Here is a 14,742-nt window from a genome sequence, read left to right as displayed (position 1 = left end):
ATGGCAGTCAAAGTCCTGGTGGTGGACGATTCGGGTTTTTTCCGCCGCCGCGTCTCGGAAATTCTTTCAGCGGATCCGAGCATCCAGGTTGTCGGCACGGCAACCAACGGTAAAGAGGCGATCGATCAGGCCCTGGCCCTCAAGCCGGACGTGATCACCATGGACTACGAGATGCCGATGATGGATGGCATCACGGCCGTGCGGCACATCATGCAGCGCTGCCCGACCCCGGTGTTGATGTTCTCCTCGCTGACACACGAAGGCGCCCGGGTCACCCTGGATGCGCTGGATGCCGGCGCGGTGGATTTCCTGCCGAAGAATTTCGAAGACATCTCCCGCAATCCGGAGAAGGTCAAGCAACTGCTGTGCGAGAAGGTGCACAGCATCTCGCGCAGCAACCGTCGTTTCAGTGCCTACAGTGCGCCGGCGCCTGCCGCTGCACCTGCGCCTGCGCCGACTCCGGCAGCGGCGCCGTCGAGCTTTGGCAGCCACAGCGCTCCGGCCCGTCCGGCACCTGCGCCTGCACCGACTCGCGCGCCAGCGGCCAGCGCTTCGTCGCCGGCCCCGAAACGCAAGAACTACAAGCTCGTGGCGATTGGCACATCGACCGGCGGCCCGGTAGCCCTGCAACGGGTCCTGACCCAGTTGCCGGCCAGCTTCCCGGCACCGATCGTGCTGATCCAGCACATGCCGGCGGCCTTCACCAAGGCCTTCGCCGAACGCCTGGACAAGCTGTGCCGCATCAGCGTCAAGGAAGCCGAGGATGGCGACATCCTGCGTCCGGGCCTGGCGCTGTTGGCGCCGGGTGGCAAGCAGATGATGATCGACGGCCGTGGCGCGGTGAAAATCCTGCCGGGCGACGAGCGTCTGAACTACAAGCCGTGCGTGGACATCACCTTCGGTTCTGCAGCCAAATCCTACAGTGACAAAGTTCTGGCGGTCGTACTGACCGGCATGGGCGCCGACGGCCGTGAAGGCGCACGCCTGCTCAAGCAGTGCGGCAGCACGGTCTGGGCCCAGGACGAAGCCAGTTGCGTGATCTACGGCATGCCGATGGCCATCGTCAAGGCTGACCTCGCCGACGCGGTGTACAGCCTGGACGATATCGGCAAGCACATCGTCGAGGCGTGCGTCTGATGGATGTTCTAAGCCTTATCGGGATCATCATGGCGTTCGTCGCCATCATCGGCGGCAACTACCTGGAAGGTGGTCACCTCGGCGCGCTGGCCAACGGCCCGGCAGCGCTGATCGTGCTCGGTGGCACCATCGGTGCCGCGCTGCTGCAATCGCCGATGAGCGCGTTCAAGCGCGCCATGCAGATTCTGGCCTGGATCTTTTTCCCGCCGCGTGTGGACCTGGCCGGCGGCATCGACCGCGTAGTCAACTGGAGCCTCACCGCGCGCAAGGAAGGCCTGTTGGGTCTGGAAGGCGTGGCGGATGCTGAGCCTGATGCCTACTCGCGCAAGGGCCTGCAACTGCTGGTCGACGGCGCGGAGCCGGAAGCGATCCGCAGCATCCTCGAAGTGGATTTCTACACCCAGGAAGCCCGCGATGTCGAAGCGGCCAAAGTGTTTGAAAGCATGGGCGGCTACGCGCCGACCATCGGCATCATCGGTGCGGTGATGGGCCTGATCCATGTGATGGGCAACCTGGCCGATCCGTCGCAACTGGGCAACGGCATCGCCGTGGCATTCGTCGCCACCATCTATGGTGTGGCCAGTGCCAACCTGGTGCTGCTGCCGGTTGCCGCCAAACTGAAGTCAATCGCGTTGCGGCAATCGCGTTATCGCGAAATGTTGTTGGAAGGTATTTTGTCGATCGCCGAAGGTGAAAACCCACGCTCCATCGAGTTGAAGCTCCAGGGCTTCATGGATTAAGGGACTGACCTCATGGCACGTCGTCGCCAGCATGAAGAGCACGTAAACCATGAACGTTGGCTGGTTTCCTACGCCGACTTCATCACCTTGCTCTTTGCCTTTTTCGTGGTGATGTACTCCATCTCGTCGATCAACGAAGGCAAGTACAAGATCATCTCCGAAGCGCTGATCGGGGTCTTCACCGACTCCGACCGCGCACTCAAGCCGATCCCGATCGGTGAAGAACGACCGAAGACCGTGACTCCGGCCAAGCCGCTGGTCAAGGATGCCGAACAGGTTGACGCCGGCATCGCCGGGGCCAGCGATCCGTTGAAAAGCATCGCCGATGACATCAGCGCCGCGTTCGGCGACCTGATCTCGTCGAACCAGATGACCGTGCGCGGCAACGAGCTGTGGGTCGAGATCGAACTCAACTCCAGCCTGTTGTTCGGCAGCGGTGATGCGATGCCGAGCGACATCGCGTTCAACATCATCGACAAGGTCGCAGCGATCCTCAAACCGTTCGACAACCCGATCCACGTCGAAGGCTTCACCGACGATCAACCGATCCGCACTGCGCAGTACCCGACCAATTGGGAACTGTCCTCGGCGCGTTCGGCGAGCATCGTGCGCATGCTGGCGATGCAGGGTGTGAACCCTGGCCGCCTGGCCTCAGTGGGCTACGGCGAATTCCAGCCGGTGGCCAACAACGCCACCGCCGAAGGCCGGGCGAAGAACCGTCGTGTGGTGCTGGTGGTGTCGCGCAATCTCGATGTGCGCCGCAGCCTGACCGGCACCGGAACCGCCCATGCGCAACCGGATGCCGCGTTGAAGCGTGCTGGCACACAAACTGCACCGACCCCGGTCAAGACGCCGGGACGCGAGAGTGCCGTCAATTCTCCGTCGCCCGCATTAATACGCTGAACCATGTCTCGGCCGAGTATCCCGGCCGGGAGGAACGATCCGAATGAGAGTCTGGGCAGTCGCCAATCAAAAGGGTGGTGTTGGTAAAACCACTTCTTCCATCGCTTTAGCCGGGTTGCTGGCAGAGGCGGGCAAGCGCGTGGTCGTGGTCGATCTCGACCCGCACGGCTCGATGACCAGCTATTTCGGTTACGACCCCGACAGCCTGGAACACAGCAACTACGACCTGTTTCTGCACAAGGGCGGCGTGCCGCAAGGTCTGCCGGGCCAACTGCTGCTGTCGACCAGCGATGAGCGCATTTCCCTGTTGCCGTCGAGCACCGCGCTGGCCACCCTCGAGCGCCAATCGCCGGGGCAGAGTGGCCTGGGGCTGGTGATCGCCAAGAGTCTGGCGCAGCTGTGGCAGGACTTCGATTACGCAATCATCGACAGCCCGCCGTTGCTCGGCGTGCTGATGGTCAACGCCCTGGCCGCCAGTCAGCAACTGGTGATCCCGGTGCAGACCGAGCACCTGGCCGTCAAAGGCCTGGAGCGCATGGTCAACACCCTGGCGATGATCAACCGCTCACGCAAACAGGCGCTGCCGTTCAGTATCGTGCCGACCCTGTTCGACCGCCGTACCCAGGCGTCGATGGGCACCTTGCGCGTACTGCGCGACAAATTCCCCGACGAGATCTGGCAGGGTTACATCCCGGTCGATACCCGTCTGCGCGACGCCAGTCGTGCCGGTGTCACGCCTTCGCAGTTCGACGGCAAGAGCCGTGGCGTGCTGGCTTACCGCGCGCTGCTCAAGCATCTGCTGGCGCAGCAACTCGTTCCGCAGGTGGCTTGAGCATGAATCGGCCGATCAAGCTGACGTCCAAGCCGCAACTGGCGCTGCAGTCCTATCTGGACGGCTTGCTGCAGGAAGTGACGGACGAGGTCGAGCAACCAGTCGTGGCGCCGGTCGAGGTGGTCGAGACCGCTGCGGCGCTGGATGAATTCCAGGCCGCCGTGCTTGAAGAACAGGCCCGGGATGCGCAAAAAGCCGCCCGGCCGATCGTCCCGGTTGCAGCGCCTGCCGCTGTGGTGACCAAAGCGCCCGCGACCCTGATCAAAGAGCCTGAGCCGGTGCGCGTGGTCTCGCCCCTGGCACCGCTGCTGCAAACTCAACTTCTGCAATCACCTCCGGCTCCAGCAGTACCAGAGCCCGAGCCTGAAGTGCCTGCGCCAGCCCCGGTCGAACCGACCCTGGTTGCGCCGCTGGTGGAAGTGCATCTGCCACCCAGTAACACGCCGCCACCGGTAGAGACTGATGGCCGTCCGGCCTGGGCTTCGGAAGCGTTCGAATGCCTGTTGTTCGACGTGGCCGGGCTGACGCTGGCGGTGCCGCTGGTGTGTCTGGGCTCGATCTATTCGCTGGCCGGCCATGAGCTGACGCCGCTGTTCGGTCAGCCGGAATGGTTCCTCGGGATTCTGCCGAGTCAGGCCGGCAACCTGAAGGTGCTGGACACCGCACGCTGGGTCATGCCGGATCGCTATCGCGACGATTTCCGTCAGGGCCTGCAATACGTGATTTCGGTGCAGGGTTACGAGTGGGGCCTGGCGGTGCATCAGGTCAGTCGCTCGTTGCGCCTGGACCCGAATGAAATCAAATGGAGAAGTCACCGGGGTCAGCGGCCATGGCTCGCCGGCACGGTGATTGAACACATGTGCGCCTTGCTCGATGTTTCCGCACTGGCCGAGTTGATCGCCAGCGGTGGGGCAAAGCACATGTCCGGCAGTAAGCCGAACCACAAACCGACATAAAGACAGTACCGGCATTTAAATGCCGGCGAACGAAACACACACCGCCAGGCGCGGTTTTTCGAGGGGCTAGGGTATGAACGACAAGGCTACGGCGGCAAAGGGTTCCGAAGATCCGATCCTGCAATGGGTGACCTTCAAGCTGGACAACGAAACCTACGGCATCAACGTGATGCGCGTTCAGGAAGTCCTGCGTTACACCGAGATCGCTCCGGTGCCGGGTGCGCCAAGCTACGTGCTGGGCATCATCAACCTGCGCGGCAACGTGGTGACCGTGATCGACACCCGTCAGCGCTTCGGCCTGATGAGCGGTGAGATCAGCGACAACACCCGTATCGTCATCATCGAAGCCGACAAGCAGGTCGTGGGCATCATGGTCGACAGCGTGGCGGAAGTGGTTTACCTGCGTCAGTCGGAAATCGAGACTGCACCGAACGTCGGTAACGAAGAGTCGGCCAAGTTCATTCAGGGCGTGTGCAACAAGAACAACGAGTTGCTGATCCTGGTCGAGCTGGACAAGATGATGAGCGAAGAAGAGTGGTCGGAACTGGAGAACATCTGATTGATTCTCGAGGTAGCGGTCATTGTCCTGTTCCTGTTCTGGGCAGGCACGCTGGCGATGTTTCTGGCGTACATCAAGGCGCAGCGGGTGATCGCTGCGCAACAGGCCCAGGGCGATGCGCTGCGTGATCAGCGCATCAGGGACCTGGCCAAACGTGTCGACGATTACCAGAACGGCAACGTGCGCATGGGCGAAGCCCTGCACGAGCTGCGCGCGGTAGTCAGTCCGATTCCGGACAAGCTTTCCCAGCTCGAACAGCGCGATCCTTCCAGCCTGTCATTCGCCCAGGCGGCGAAACTGGTGGGAATGGGCGCGAGTGTCGATGAGCTGACCCAGTCCTGCGGGTTGACCCAGGCTGAGGCGGAGTTGATGCGCAAGCTGCACAAGAACTGATATTTGCGATCTGGATCGTTCCCACGCTCTGCGTGGGAATGCATCTTGGAACGCTCCGCGTTCCGCGTGTGAAGGGTGACGCAGAGCGTCACGGGCGGGTGTTCCCACGCAGAGCGTGGGAACAATCAGCGAAAAAAATCGCAGTCATCGATGACTGCGATTTTTTTTGCCTTCAGTAATCGTCGCCGCGTTCGGTGATGTCCTTCTCGACCATCGGTGCATTCGGGTCCTGTCCCGCCGGGAACTTGCCCTTGAGATTCCAGGCAAACGCGATGATCTCGGCGATCGTGCGGTACAGCTCTTCGGGGATGCTGTCGCCCAGTTCCATTCGCGCCAGCAACTTCACCAGCTCGGCGTTTTCGTAGATCGGCACTTCACAGTCGCGGGCGATGCGCAGGATTTCTTCGGCCAGTTCTTCGTCGCCCTTGGCGGTGAGGGTCGGGGCGTGGCTGCCGTCGTATTTGAGGGCGATGGCCTGGCGTGGAGCGGTGGTGTCATTCATGCGGTTTCGTCGACCCAGCGGTGTTCGAGGCGGGTTTGGATGCCTTGCGGCGGGGTGCCGAGGTGGCAGTCGAGGTCGCCGACGTTCAGCCCGGAATCCAGCAGACGCTGGCGCAGTGCGCTCAGGTTGTTTTCGATCAGGCTCGCGGTGTACGGCCGCTCGGCCCACAACTGGCTGGACAGGCTGCCGCTGATCAATTGCGCCTGAATCTGCATCGGCCCCAGCGGTTCCATGTCGAACGCCAGATCGACGCGCCACAGTTGCTGCTTCGGTTCGCGCTCATCGCGGCGCTGCTCGTTGGCTTCCTGTTTCTCCGGTGCTTCTTCGCGCTGGAACTTGACCTGCAACGGCACGATGTCCTGCAGGTTGCGCATCGGGATTTCCAGTTGCCAGGTGCTGAGCAGGCGGCCGTCGTCGGTCACGCCGGTCTGTTCCAGACTCGACAGCTGATGACTTTGCAGGCGCGACACGGCAGCTGCGGCCAGGCGCAGCAAATGTTCCAGATCGCCTTCGCCTTCCAGACTTTGCAGCAGCCGGTCGGGCAGCGGGAAACTGCTCGGCACCGGTTTCGCGCTGACCTGACCGAGCATGCCGAGGGCGTTGCGCACGAAACTCGGTAGCGCCTGGGCCAGCGTGTTGGCGGCGATGATCGCATTCAGATTGGTATTGCCGGGCAAGCCGGGGGTGAGTTGGGCGATCAGCTTGAGCAGATCGGCTTTCATGTCCGGGGCCAGCGTCGGGGTCTGCCCGGTCAGCAGTTTGGTTTCGAGGAACACGCCGCTGTTGGCCAGCGCCTGGGCCAGACCTTTCGGCGTGCTCAGTTGCTGCACGTCCGGCAGATTGGCGAGCAGTTTGTCTACGGCGGCGCGCAAGTCCTGGGAGGTCTGGTCGGTGGCGGGGGGCAGGCTCTGGAGCATTTTCAGCAAGCCATCGAGCGAACCCTGACGGCTTTGCTGACTGACCAGTTGCTGGCTGACCGCCAGTTGTTCCTGGCGATTGCTCAGCGGCAGGAACTTCAGGGTCTGCGAGTCCTGCACCAGTGCCGACAGCAGGGTGCCGATGCGCAACGGTTGCGGGCTGTCGATGCTCAGGGTGCTGCCGCTCAACGCGGTGTTGAGCAGGCTGACCATCGAGCGGTACACCGTCGGTTGCCCCGGCACCTGCGGCAAGACCTGAGCCGTCAGTACCTTGCCTTGCAGCAGCGTGCCGACCGGCAGTTGCGCGGTGTCGATGCGGGTTAGGGTGGCGACGCTGCTGGCGATGGCCTGTTGCACGGTGATCGCCAGATTGCCCGCCGACGGCTGGGTGATCGCCAGACTGGTGCCCTGAGGCAGCGGCAGATTGCTGGTCGCCTGCACGGTGGTCTGACGGCCGCTGTCCAGCGTCACCTTGAGCAGCAACTCAAAGGTCTGATCCGCCTGCTTGAGCGACAACACCTCGGCTTTTGCGCTCTGGCCGGCGGCAATCAGCCCGTCGACCGGCGTCAGCAACTTCAGCAGCTCACCCACCTGCGGGCGAACGGTCGCCGGGGTGGTGGGCGGGAGCGGGAGGATGTTCATTTCGCCTGTCATACGCGGACACAACCTGAGGAAAATGCACTCGGGAGAGCGGGGGACGCCATGTATAATGCCGCCCGTCCTTCCATTCGTTCAAAAAACATAGCAATTGTTTGACGCAGCTCTCTGGATTGAGCCGTCATTGCATTTATGCTGCAACTCTTTAACGGCCGCGCCAGAGCCGACTTGAACCGTATAAGGCCCGTGATCCCTTGACCAGTCCTGTCCTGCAAACCGTCGCCCTCGCGTGTGAACGTGATCTCAGACTGCTCTTCGACAATCTCGAATTGAGACTGGCCAGTGGCGATATGGTGCAGATCAGCGGCCCCAACGGCAGCGGCAAGACCAGTTTGCTGCGTTTGCTGGCCGGTCTGATGCAGCCGACCGATGGCCAGGTATTGCTCAACGGCAAGCCACTGGGCGAGCAACGCAGCGAGCTGGCGCGCAACCTGCTGTGGATCGGCCATGCTGCCGGGATCAAGGACTTGCTTACGCCGGAAGAAAACCTCGCCTGGCTCTGCGCCCTGCATCAACCCGCCGAACGCGACGCGATCTGGCAGGCCCTGGCGGCGGTTGGATTGCGCGGTTTCGAGGATGTTCCCTGCCACAGTCTGTCCGCTGGTCAACAGCGCCGCGTGGCGCTGGCGCGGTTGTATCTCGATAGCCCGCCGTTGTGGATTCTCGACGAACCGTTCACCGCGCTGGACAAGCAGGGCGTGGCACAGCTTGAAGAACACCTGGCCGGGCACTGCGAACGGGGCGGTCTGGTGGTGCTCACCACCCACCACACGCTGAGCCGGATGCCGGCCGGTTATCGCGACATCGATCTGGGGAATTGGGCGGTATGAGTGTGTTCGGCCTGCTGGTTGCCCGTGAATCCCGACTGCTGTTCCGCCGCCCGGCGGAGCTGGCCAATCCGCTGATTTTCTTCGCCATCGTCATCGCGCTGTTCCCGCTGGCCGTCGGACCGGAAACTCAAGTATTGCAAAACTTGTCCCCGGGGTTAGTCTGGGTGGCGGCACTGTTGTCGGTCCTGCTCTCGCTGGACGGGCTTTTCCGCAGTGATTTCGAAGATGGCTCCCTTGAACAGTGGGTCCTTTCGCCGCACCCCCTGCCACTTCTGGTATTGGCCAAGGTGCTGGCACACTGGCTTTTTTCCGGGCTGGCACTGGTTTTGCTCTCGCCGTTACTGGCGTTGATGCTCGGGTTGCCGGCTGCGTGTCTGCCGGTATTGCTGCTTTCGTTGTTGCTGGGAACACCGGTGCTGAGCTTGCTCGGCGCGGTGGGCGCGGCGCTGACGGTCGGTCTGAAACGCGGTGGCCTGTTGCTGGCGCTGCTGATTCTGCCGTTGTACATCCCGGTGTTGATCCTCGGCAGTGGCGCCTTGCAGGCGGCGTTGCAGGGCATGCCGGCGCTTGGTTATCTGTTGTGGCTTGGTAGCCTGACCGCCCTGGCAATCACCCTGACACCTTTTGCAATAGCGGCTGGCCTGAAGATCAGCGTCGGCGAATAATGAGGTCTGGTTAAAAATTAACCAGCAAAGACCCTGAGACTGCTCACACCGATGAGCGGCACCCGTGATGGAAACAGTATGAACTGGACCTGGTTTCACAAGCTCGGCTCGCCCAAGTGGTTCTACGGCATCAGCAGCAAGTTGCTGCCGTGGTTGAGCATCGCAGCGTTGTTGCTGATCTCCATTGGCGTCATCTGGGGCCTGGCTTTCGCGCCGCCGGACTATCAGCAAGGCAACAGCTTTCGCATCATCTATATCCACGTACCCGCCGCGATGCTCGCTCAGTCGATCTACGTGATGCTGGCGGTGTGCGGGGTGGTCGGGCTGGTGTGGAAGATGAAACTGGCCGACGTCGCCCTGCAATGCGCCGCACCGATCGGCGCGTGGATGACCGCCGTGGCGCTGGTCACCGGGGCGATCTGGGGCAAGCCGACCTGGGGTTCGTGGTGGGTCTGGGACGCGCGGCTGACTTCGATGCTGATTCTGCTGTTCCTGTACTTCGGCGTGATCGCCCTGGGCAACGCCATCAGCAATCGCGACAGCGCCGCCAAGGCCTGCGCGGTGCTGGCCATCGTCGGTGTGATCAACATCCCGATCATCAAATACTCGGTGGAGTGGTGGAACACCCTGCATCAGGGCGCGACCTTCACCCTCACCGAAAAACCGGCGATGCCCGTCGAGATGTGGCTGCCGCTGCTGCTGACGGTGCTGGGTTTCTACTGTTTCTTCGGCGCCGTGCTGTTATTGCGCATGCGTCTTGAAGTGCTCAAGCGCGAAGCCCGCGCCAGTTGGGTGAAAGAAGAAGTGCAGAACTGTCTGGAGGCCGCTCGATGAGTTTCGCGTCATTCGGCGACTTCCTCGCCATGGGCCCTCACGGCCTGTATGTCTGGTCGGCCTACGGCTTCTGTCTGGCGGTACTGATCCTCAACGTGGCGGCGCCGATCGCGGCCCGCAAGCGTTATCTGCAACAAGAGGCGCGTCGTCTGCGCCGGGAGAACGGCAAGTGAATCCGCTGCGTAAAAAGCGTCTGATCATCATCCTGGCAATTCTGGTCGGGGTCGGCGCTGCCGTCGGCCTGGCCTTGAGCGCCCTGCAGCAGAACATCAACCTGTTCTACACCCCGACCCAGATCGCCAACGGCGAAGCGCCGCAGGACACTCGCATCCGCGCCGGCGGCATGGTCGAGAAGGGCTCGCTGCAACGCTCCACGGATTCGCTGGACGTCAAATTCGTGGTCACCGACTTCAACAAGTCCGTGACCATCACCTACCGTGGAATCCTGCCGGATCTGTTCCGCGAAGGGCAGGGCATCGTCGCACTGGGCAAGCTCAACGCCGATGGCGTGGTGGTCGCCGATGAAGTGCTGGCCAAGCACGACGAGAAATACATGCCGCCGGAAGTGACCAAGGCCCTGAAGGACAGCGGTCAATCCGCGCCAACCCCTGCGAAGGAGGGTTGATCGATGACATCCAGCATTTTCATTCCTGAGTTGGGCCATCTGGCCATGATCCTGGCGCTGTGTTTCGCGCTGGTGCAGGCGGTGGTGCCGTTGCTCGGTGCCTGGCGCGGTGATCGTCTGTGGATGGGCCTCGCTCAACCGGCGGCGTGGGGGCAGTTCGCGTTCCTGCTGTTCGCCTTCGGTTGCCTGACCTACGCCTTCATGACCGACGATTTCTCCGTGGCTTACGTCGCGATGAACTCCAACAGCGCGCTGCCGTGGTACTACAAGTTCAGCGCGGTGTGGGGCGCCCACGAAGGGTCGCTGCTGCTGTGGGCGCTGATCCTCGGCGGCTGGACCTTCGCGGTGTCGGTGTTCTCGCGGCAGTTGCCGCAAGTCATGCTCGCTCGCGTGCTGGCGGTGATGGGCATGATCAGCACCGGTTTTCTGCTGTTCCTGATTCTGACCTCAAACCCGTTTTCGCGGATCCTGCCGCAGATCCCGGCCGACGGTCGTGACCTCAATCCGTTGCTGCAGGACATCGGCCTGATCGTTCATCCGCCGATGCTCTACATGGGTTACGTCGGTTTCTCCGTGGCCTTCGCGTTTGCCATTGCCGCATTGCTCGGCGGTCGTCTCGATGCCGCGTGGGCACGCTGGTCGCGTCCGTGGACCATCGTCGCCTGGGCCTTCCTCGGCATCGGCATCACCCTCGGTTCGTGGTGGGCTTACTACGAACTCGGCTGGGGCGGCTGGTGGTTCTGGGACCCGGTGGAAAACGCATCGTTCATGCCATGGCTGGTGGGCACGGCGCTGATTCACTCGCTGGCGGTCACCGAGAAACGTGGCGTGTTCAAGAGCTGGACGGTGTTGCTGGCGATTGCCGCATTCTCCCTGAGCCTGCTCGGGACGTTCCTCGTACGTTCCGGCGTGCTGACCTCGGTGCACGCGTTTGCCTCCGATCCTGAGCGCGGCGTGTTCATCCTGATCTTCCTGCTGTTTGTGGTCGGTGGTTCGCTGACCCTGTTTGCGCTGCGGGCGCCAGTGGTCAAGAGTCAGGTCGGCTTCAACCTGTGGTCGCGGGAAACCCTGTTGCTGGGTAACAACCTGGTGCTGGTAGTGGCGGCGTCGATGATCCTGCTTGGCACGCTGTACCCGCTGATTCTCGATGCGATCAGCGGCGCCAAGCTGTCGGTCGGCCCGCCGTACTTCAACGCATTGTTCATTCCGTTGATGGCGCTGTTGATGCTGGTGATGGCCGTCGGTGTGATCGTGCGCTGGAAGGACACCCCGGTGAAATGGCTGGTCAGTATGCTGACTCCGGTGCTGCTGGGCAGCGTGGCGCTGGCGGTGGTGGCCGGTGTCGCTTACGGCGATTTCAACTGGGCGGTGATCGCGACGTTCTTGCTTGCGGCCTGGGTGTTGCTGGCCGGTGTGCGCGACATCTTCGACAAGACCCGCCACAAAGGTCTGATCAAAGGCCTGCCGACCCTGACCCGCAGTTACTGGGGCATGCAGATCGCCCACCTCGGTATCGCCGTCTGTGCGCTGGGCGTGGTGTTGTCGAGCCAGAACAGTGCCGAACGTGACCTGCGCCTGGCGCCGGGCGAGTCGATGGATTTGGCCGGTTATCAGTTCGTGTTTGAAGGCGCCAAGCACTTCGAAGGCCCGAACTTCACCTCCGACAAGGGCACCGTCCGAGTGATCCGCAACGGTCAGGAAATCAGCGTACTGCACCCGGAAAAACGCCTGTACACCGTGCAGAACTCGGTGATGACCGAGGCCGGGATCGACGCCGGTTTCACCCGTGACCTCTACGTCGCCTTGGGTGAACCGCTGGGTGACGGCGCCTGGGCGGTGCGGGTTCACGTCAAACCGTTCGTGCGCTGGATCTGGTTCGGCGGCCTGCTGACCGGTTTCGGTGGTCTGCTGGCGGCGCTGGATCGGCGTTATCGAGTGAAGGTCAAAGCCAAGGTGCGTGAAGCGCTGGGCATGGAAGGAGCCGCTGCATGAGACGTTGGTTGATGCTGGTGCCATTGGCGATTTTCCTGCTGGTGGCCGTATTCCTTTATCGCGGTCTGTACCTGGATCCGGCGGAACTGCCGTCGGCGATGATCGGCAAACCGTTTCCGGAGTTTTCCCTGCCGGCGGTGCAGGGCGACAAGACTCTGACCAAGGCTGACATCCTCGGCAAGCCGGCACTGGTCAACGTCTGGGGCACCTGGTGCATTTCCTGCCGGGTCGAGCACCCGGTGCTGAACAAACTCGCCGAGCGCGGCGTGGTGATCTACGGGATCAACTACAAGGACACCAACGCCGATGCGTTGAAGTGGCTGGCCGAGTTCCACAATCCGTATCAACTCGATATCCGCGACGACGAAGGCTCCCTGGGCCTGAACCTCGGTGTCTACGGCGCACCGGAAACCTTCTTCATCGACGCCAAGGGCATCATCCGCGACAAGTACGTCGGGGTGATCGACGAGCAGGTATGGCGGGAAAAACTGGCGGCCAAGTATCAGGCGCTGGTCGATGAGGCCAAGCCATGAAGCGCTTTTTAGCGGCCATGGTGTTGGGCTTGAGCCTGGCCGGTGTGGCCCACGCCGCCATCGATACCTACGAGTTCGCCAAAGAAGGCGATCGCGAGCGCTTCCGCGAGCTGACCAAGGAATTGCGCTGCCCCAAGTGCCAGAACCAGGACATCGCCGATTCCAACGCGCCGATTGCCGCCGACCTGCGCAAAGAGATTTTCCGCATGCTCGGCGAGGGCAAGGACAATCAGCAGATCATCGACTTCATGGTCGATCGCTACGGTGATTTCGTCCGCTACAAACCGGCGCTCAATGCCAAAACCGCTTTGCTCTGGTTCGGCCCGGCCGGCCTATTGCTGGGTGGGTTCGTGGTGATTGCCGTGATCGTCCGCCGCCGTCGTGGGCAACGCGCCGAGACGCCGCAATCGCTGTCCCCTGAAGAGCGTCAGCGCCTCGACCAACTGTTGGATAAAAACCAAGAATGATTGATTTCTGGCTTGCCGCAGGGCTGTTGCTTCTGGTCGCCCTGAGTTTCCTGCTGATCCCCGTCCTGCGCGAACGTCGCGCCCAGCGTGAAGAGGATCGAACCGCTCTCAACGTCGCCCTGTATCAGGAACGCGTCGCCGAACTGCAATCGCAGCAGGCCGAAGGCGTGCTCGACGCCGCGCAAATGGACAGCGGCCGCGCCGAAGCCGCCCGTGAATTGCTGGCCGACACCGAAGGCGTGGCGCCGGCGCGGGTTTCGCGTTTGGGCAAGCCTTTGCCATTGCTGGCAGCGGTGCTGGTGCCGGTGTTGGGCCTCGGTCTGTACCTGCACTTTGGCGCGAGCGACAAGGTCGAACTGACCCGCGAGTTCGCCCAGGCGCCACAGTCGATGGAAGAGATGACCCAACGTCTGGAGCGCGCAGTCGCAGCACAACCGGATTCGGCTGAAGGCGTGTACTTCCTCGGTCGCACTTACATGGCTCAGGATCGCCCGGCGGACGCGGCGAAGATGTTCGAACGCGCGGTCAATCTCGCCGGTCGTCAGCCGGAACTGCTCGGCCAGTGGGCGCAGGCCCAATATTTCGCCGACAACAAGAAATGGTCGGACAAGGTTCAGGCCTTGACCGATGAAGCGCTGAAAGCCGATCCGAAAGAAGTCACCAGTCTCGGCCTGCTGGGCATCGCCGCGTTCGAAGGCGAGCGCTATCAGGAAGCCATCGACTACTGGAACCGTCTGCTGGCGCAACTGCCGCCGCAGGACAAATCCCGTGAGGCCCTGCAGGGCGGCATCACCCGCGCCACCGAGAAACTGCAGGCCAGCGGCGGTAAGGTCGCCCAGGCGCCGGCGGCGAAAGCGGCGGCGTTGTTGAAAGTGCGTGTGGATCTGGCCAGCGAGCTCAAAGCCAAGGTGCAACCGGGCGACAGCGTGTTCATTTTTGCCCGCGCCACCTCGGGCCCACCGGCGCCGCTGGCGGCCAAGCGTCTGACCGTCGCCGACCTGCCGGTGACCGTCGAACTGGGCGATGCCGACGCAATGATGCCGCAATTGAAACTGTCGAACTTCCCCGAAGTCCAACTGGTTGCGCGCATCTCCCGTGCCGGTCAGCCGACCGCCGGTGAGTGGGTCGGTCGCAGCGGGCCTCTGCCCAGCAGCACCACCGCGCCGCAGACACTGACCATCGACAGCCCGGACAAATAGC

The 14,742-nt window shown here is 62.5% G+C and carries 18 protein-coding genes; 16 read left to right on the top strand and 2 right to left on the bottom strand.

The window, feature by feature from the left end:
* The 7 genes from CAF77_RS24295 to CAF77_RS24265 all read left to right on the top strand — a co-directional run bounded on the left by CAF77_RS24295 (window position 1) and on the right by CAF77_RS24265 (window position 5,520).
* On the top strand, window positions 1–1,137 hold the full coding sequence (locus tag CAF77_RS24295) for a chemotaxis response regulator protein-glutamate methylesterase (protein ID WP_085655451.1): 1,137 nt from the start codon (window positions 1–3) through the stop codon (window positions 1,135–1,137).
* On the top strand, window positions 1,137–1,877 hold the full coding sequence (locus CAF77_RS24290; RefSeq protein WP_064384022.1) for a flagellar motor protein: 741 nt from the start codon (window positions 1,137–1,139) through the stop codon (window positions 1,875–1,877). Before CAF77_RS24295 ends, CAF77_RS24290 begins: the two co-directional genes overlap by 1 nt.
* 12 nt (window positions 1,878–1,889) lie before the next feature.
* Window positions 1,890–2,780: a flagellar motor protein MotD gene (motD, locus tag CAF77_RS24285; RefSeq protein WP_011333075.1), complete on the top strand. Its 891-nt coding sequence runs from the start codon at window positions 1,890–1,892 to the stop codon at window positions 2,778–2,780.
* 43 nt (window positions 2,781–2,823) lie between these two features.
* Complete coding sequence (locus CAF77_RS24280; RefSeq protein WP_011333076.1) at window positions 2,824–3,612, top strand: ParA family protein; 789 nt, start codon at window positions 2,824–2,826, stop codon at window positions 3,610–3,612.
* Window positions 3,613–3,614: 2 nt separating this feature from the next.
* Window positions 3,615–4,568 (top strand): CheW domain-containing protein, encoded by a 954-nt coding sequence (locus CAF77_RS24275; protein ID WP_085655452.1) that lies wholly within the window; start codon window positions 3,615–3,617, stop codon window positions 4,566–4,568.
* A gap of 73 nt (window positions 4,569–4,641) precedes the next feature.
* Entirely contained in the window at window positions 4,642–5,127 is a 486-nt protein-coding gene (locus tag CAF77_RS24270; protein ID WP_007959223.1) for a chemotaxis protein CheW, read from the top strand.
* Window positions 5,128–5,520: a DUF2802 domain-containing protein gene (locus CAF77_RS24265; RefSeq protein WP_039769738.1), complete on the top strand. Its 393-nt coding sequence runs from the start codon at window positions 5,128–5,130 to the stop codon at window positions 5,518–5,520.
* 172 nt (window positions 5,521–5,692) lie between these two features.
* Here CAF77_RS24265 and CAF77_RS24260 read toward each other — a convergent pair whose 3' ends face one another.
* On the bottom strand, window positions 5,693–6,022 hold the full coding sequence (locus CAF77_RS24260; protein WP_064378633.1) for an EscU/YscU/HrcU family type III secretion system export apparatus switch protein: 330 nt from the start codon (window positions 6,020–6,022) through the stop codon (window positions 5,693–5,695).
* Window positions 6,019–7,593 (bottom strand): flagellar hook-length control protein FliK, encoded by a 1,575-nt coding sequence (locus CAF77_RS24255; RefSeq protein WP_085655453.1) that lies wholly within the window; start codon window positions 7,591–7,593, stop codon window positions 6,019–6,021. The genes CAF77_RS24260 and CAF77_RS24255 overlap by 4 nt, the downstream gene beginning before the upstream one ends.
* Window positions 7,594–7,790: 197 nt before the next feature.
* Between CAF77_RS24255 and ccmA the strand changes: the two genes are divergently transcribed.
* From ccmA to ccmI, 9 genes are all read left to right on the top strand, one after another.
* On the top strand, window positions 7,791–8,426 hold the full coding sequence (gene ccmA / locus CAF77_RS24250; RefSeq protein WP_007959232.1) for a cytochrome c biogenesis heme-transporting ATPase CcmA: 636 nt from the start codon (window positions 7,791–7,793) through the stop codon (window positions 8,424–8,426).
* The gene (ccmB, locus tag CAF77_RS24245; protein WP_011333083.1) at window positions 8,423–9,091 is read left to right on the top strand and encodes a heme exporter protein CcmB; all 669 of its coding nucleotides are present in this window, start codon (window positions 8,423–8,425) and stop codon (window positions 9,089–9,091) included. Before ccmA ends, ccmB begins: the two co-directional genes overlap by 4 nt.
* Before the next feature lie 78 nt (window positions 9,092–9,169).
* Complete coding sequence (locus tag CAF77_RS24240; RefSeq protein WP_085655454.1) at window positions 9,170–9,925, top strand: heme ABC transporter permease; 756 nt, start codon at window positions 9,170–9,172, stop codon at window positions 9,923–9,925.
* Window positions 9,922–10,098, top strand: coding sequence for a heme exporter protein CcmD (ccmD, locus tag CAF77_RS24235; RefSeq protein WP_085655455.1), 177 nt, complete (start codon window positions 9,922–9,924; stop codon window positions 10,096–10,098). Before CAF77_RS24240 ends, ccmD begins: the two co-directional genes overlap by 4 nt.
* Window positions 10,095–10,550 carry a cytochrome c maturation protein CcmE gene (gene ccmE, locus CAF77_RS24230; protein WP_011333086.1) on the top strand — a complete coding sequence of 152 codons (456 nt, stop codon included), beginning with the start codon at window positions 10,095–10,097 and terminating at the stop codon, window positions 10,548–10,550. Before ccmD ends, ccmE begins: the two co-directional genes overlap by 4 nt.
* Before the next feature lie 3 nt (window positions 10,551–10,553).
* Window positions 10,554–12,542: a heme lyase CcmF/NrfE family subunit gene (locus CAF77_RS24225; protein WP_085655456.1), complete on the top strand. Its 1,989-nt coding sequence runs from the start codon at window positions 10,554–10,556 to the stop codon at window positions 12,540–12,542.
* Window positions 12,539–13,075, top strand: coding sequence for a DsbE family thiol:disulfide interchange protein (locus CAF77_RS24220; protein ID WP_011333088.1), 537 nt, complete (start codon window positions 12,539–12,541; stop codon window positions 13,073–13,075). The genes CAF77_RS24225 and CAF77_RS24220 overlap by 4 nt, the downstream gene beginning before the upstream one ends.
* Window positions 13,072–13,542: a cytochrome c-type biogenesis protein gene (locus CAF77_RS24215; protein ID WP_011333089.1), complete on the top strand. Its 471-nt coding sequence runs from the start codon at window positions 13,072–13,074 to the stop codon at window positions 13,540–13,542. The genes CAF77_RS24220 and CAF77_RS24215 overlap by 4 nt, the downstream gene beginning before the upstream one ends.
* Window positions 13,539–14,741: a c-type cytochrome biogenesis protein CcmI gene (gene ccmI, locus CAF77_RS24210; protein ID WP_011333090.1), complete on the top strand. Its 1,203-nt coding sequence runs from the start codon at window positions 13,539–13,541 to the stop codon at window positions 14,739–14,741. Before CAF77_RS24215 ends, ccmI begins: the two co-directional genes overlap by 4 nt.
* Window position 14,742 lies beyond the last annotated feature (1 nt).

The organism is Pseudomonas sp. R15(2017), from assembly GCF_002112685.1.
Lineage (GTDB): Bacteria > Pseudomonadota > Gammaproteobacteria > Pseudomonadales > Pseudomonadaceae > Aquipseudomonas > Aquipseudomonas glycinae.
The sequence above is the reverse complement of the archived record's forward strand: the minus strand, read 5'-3'. Positions and strand labels throughout refer to the sequence as shown.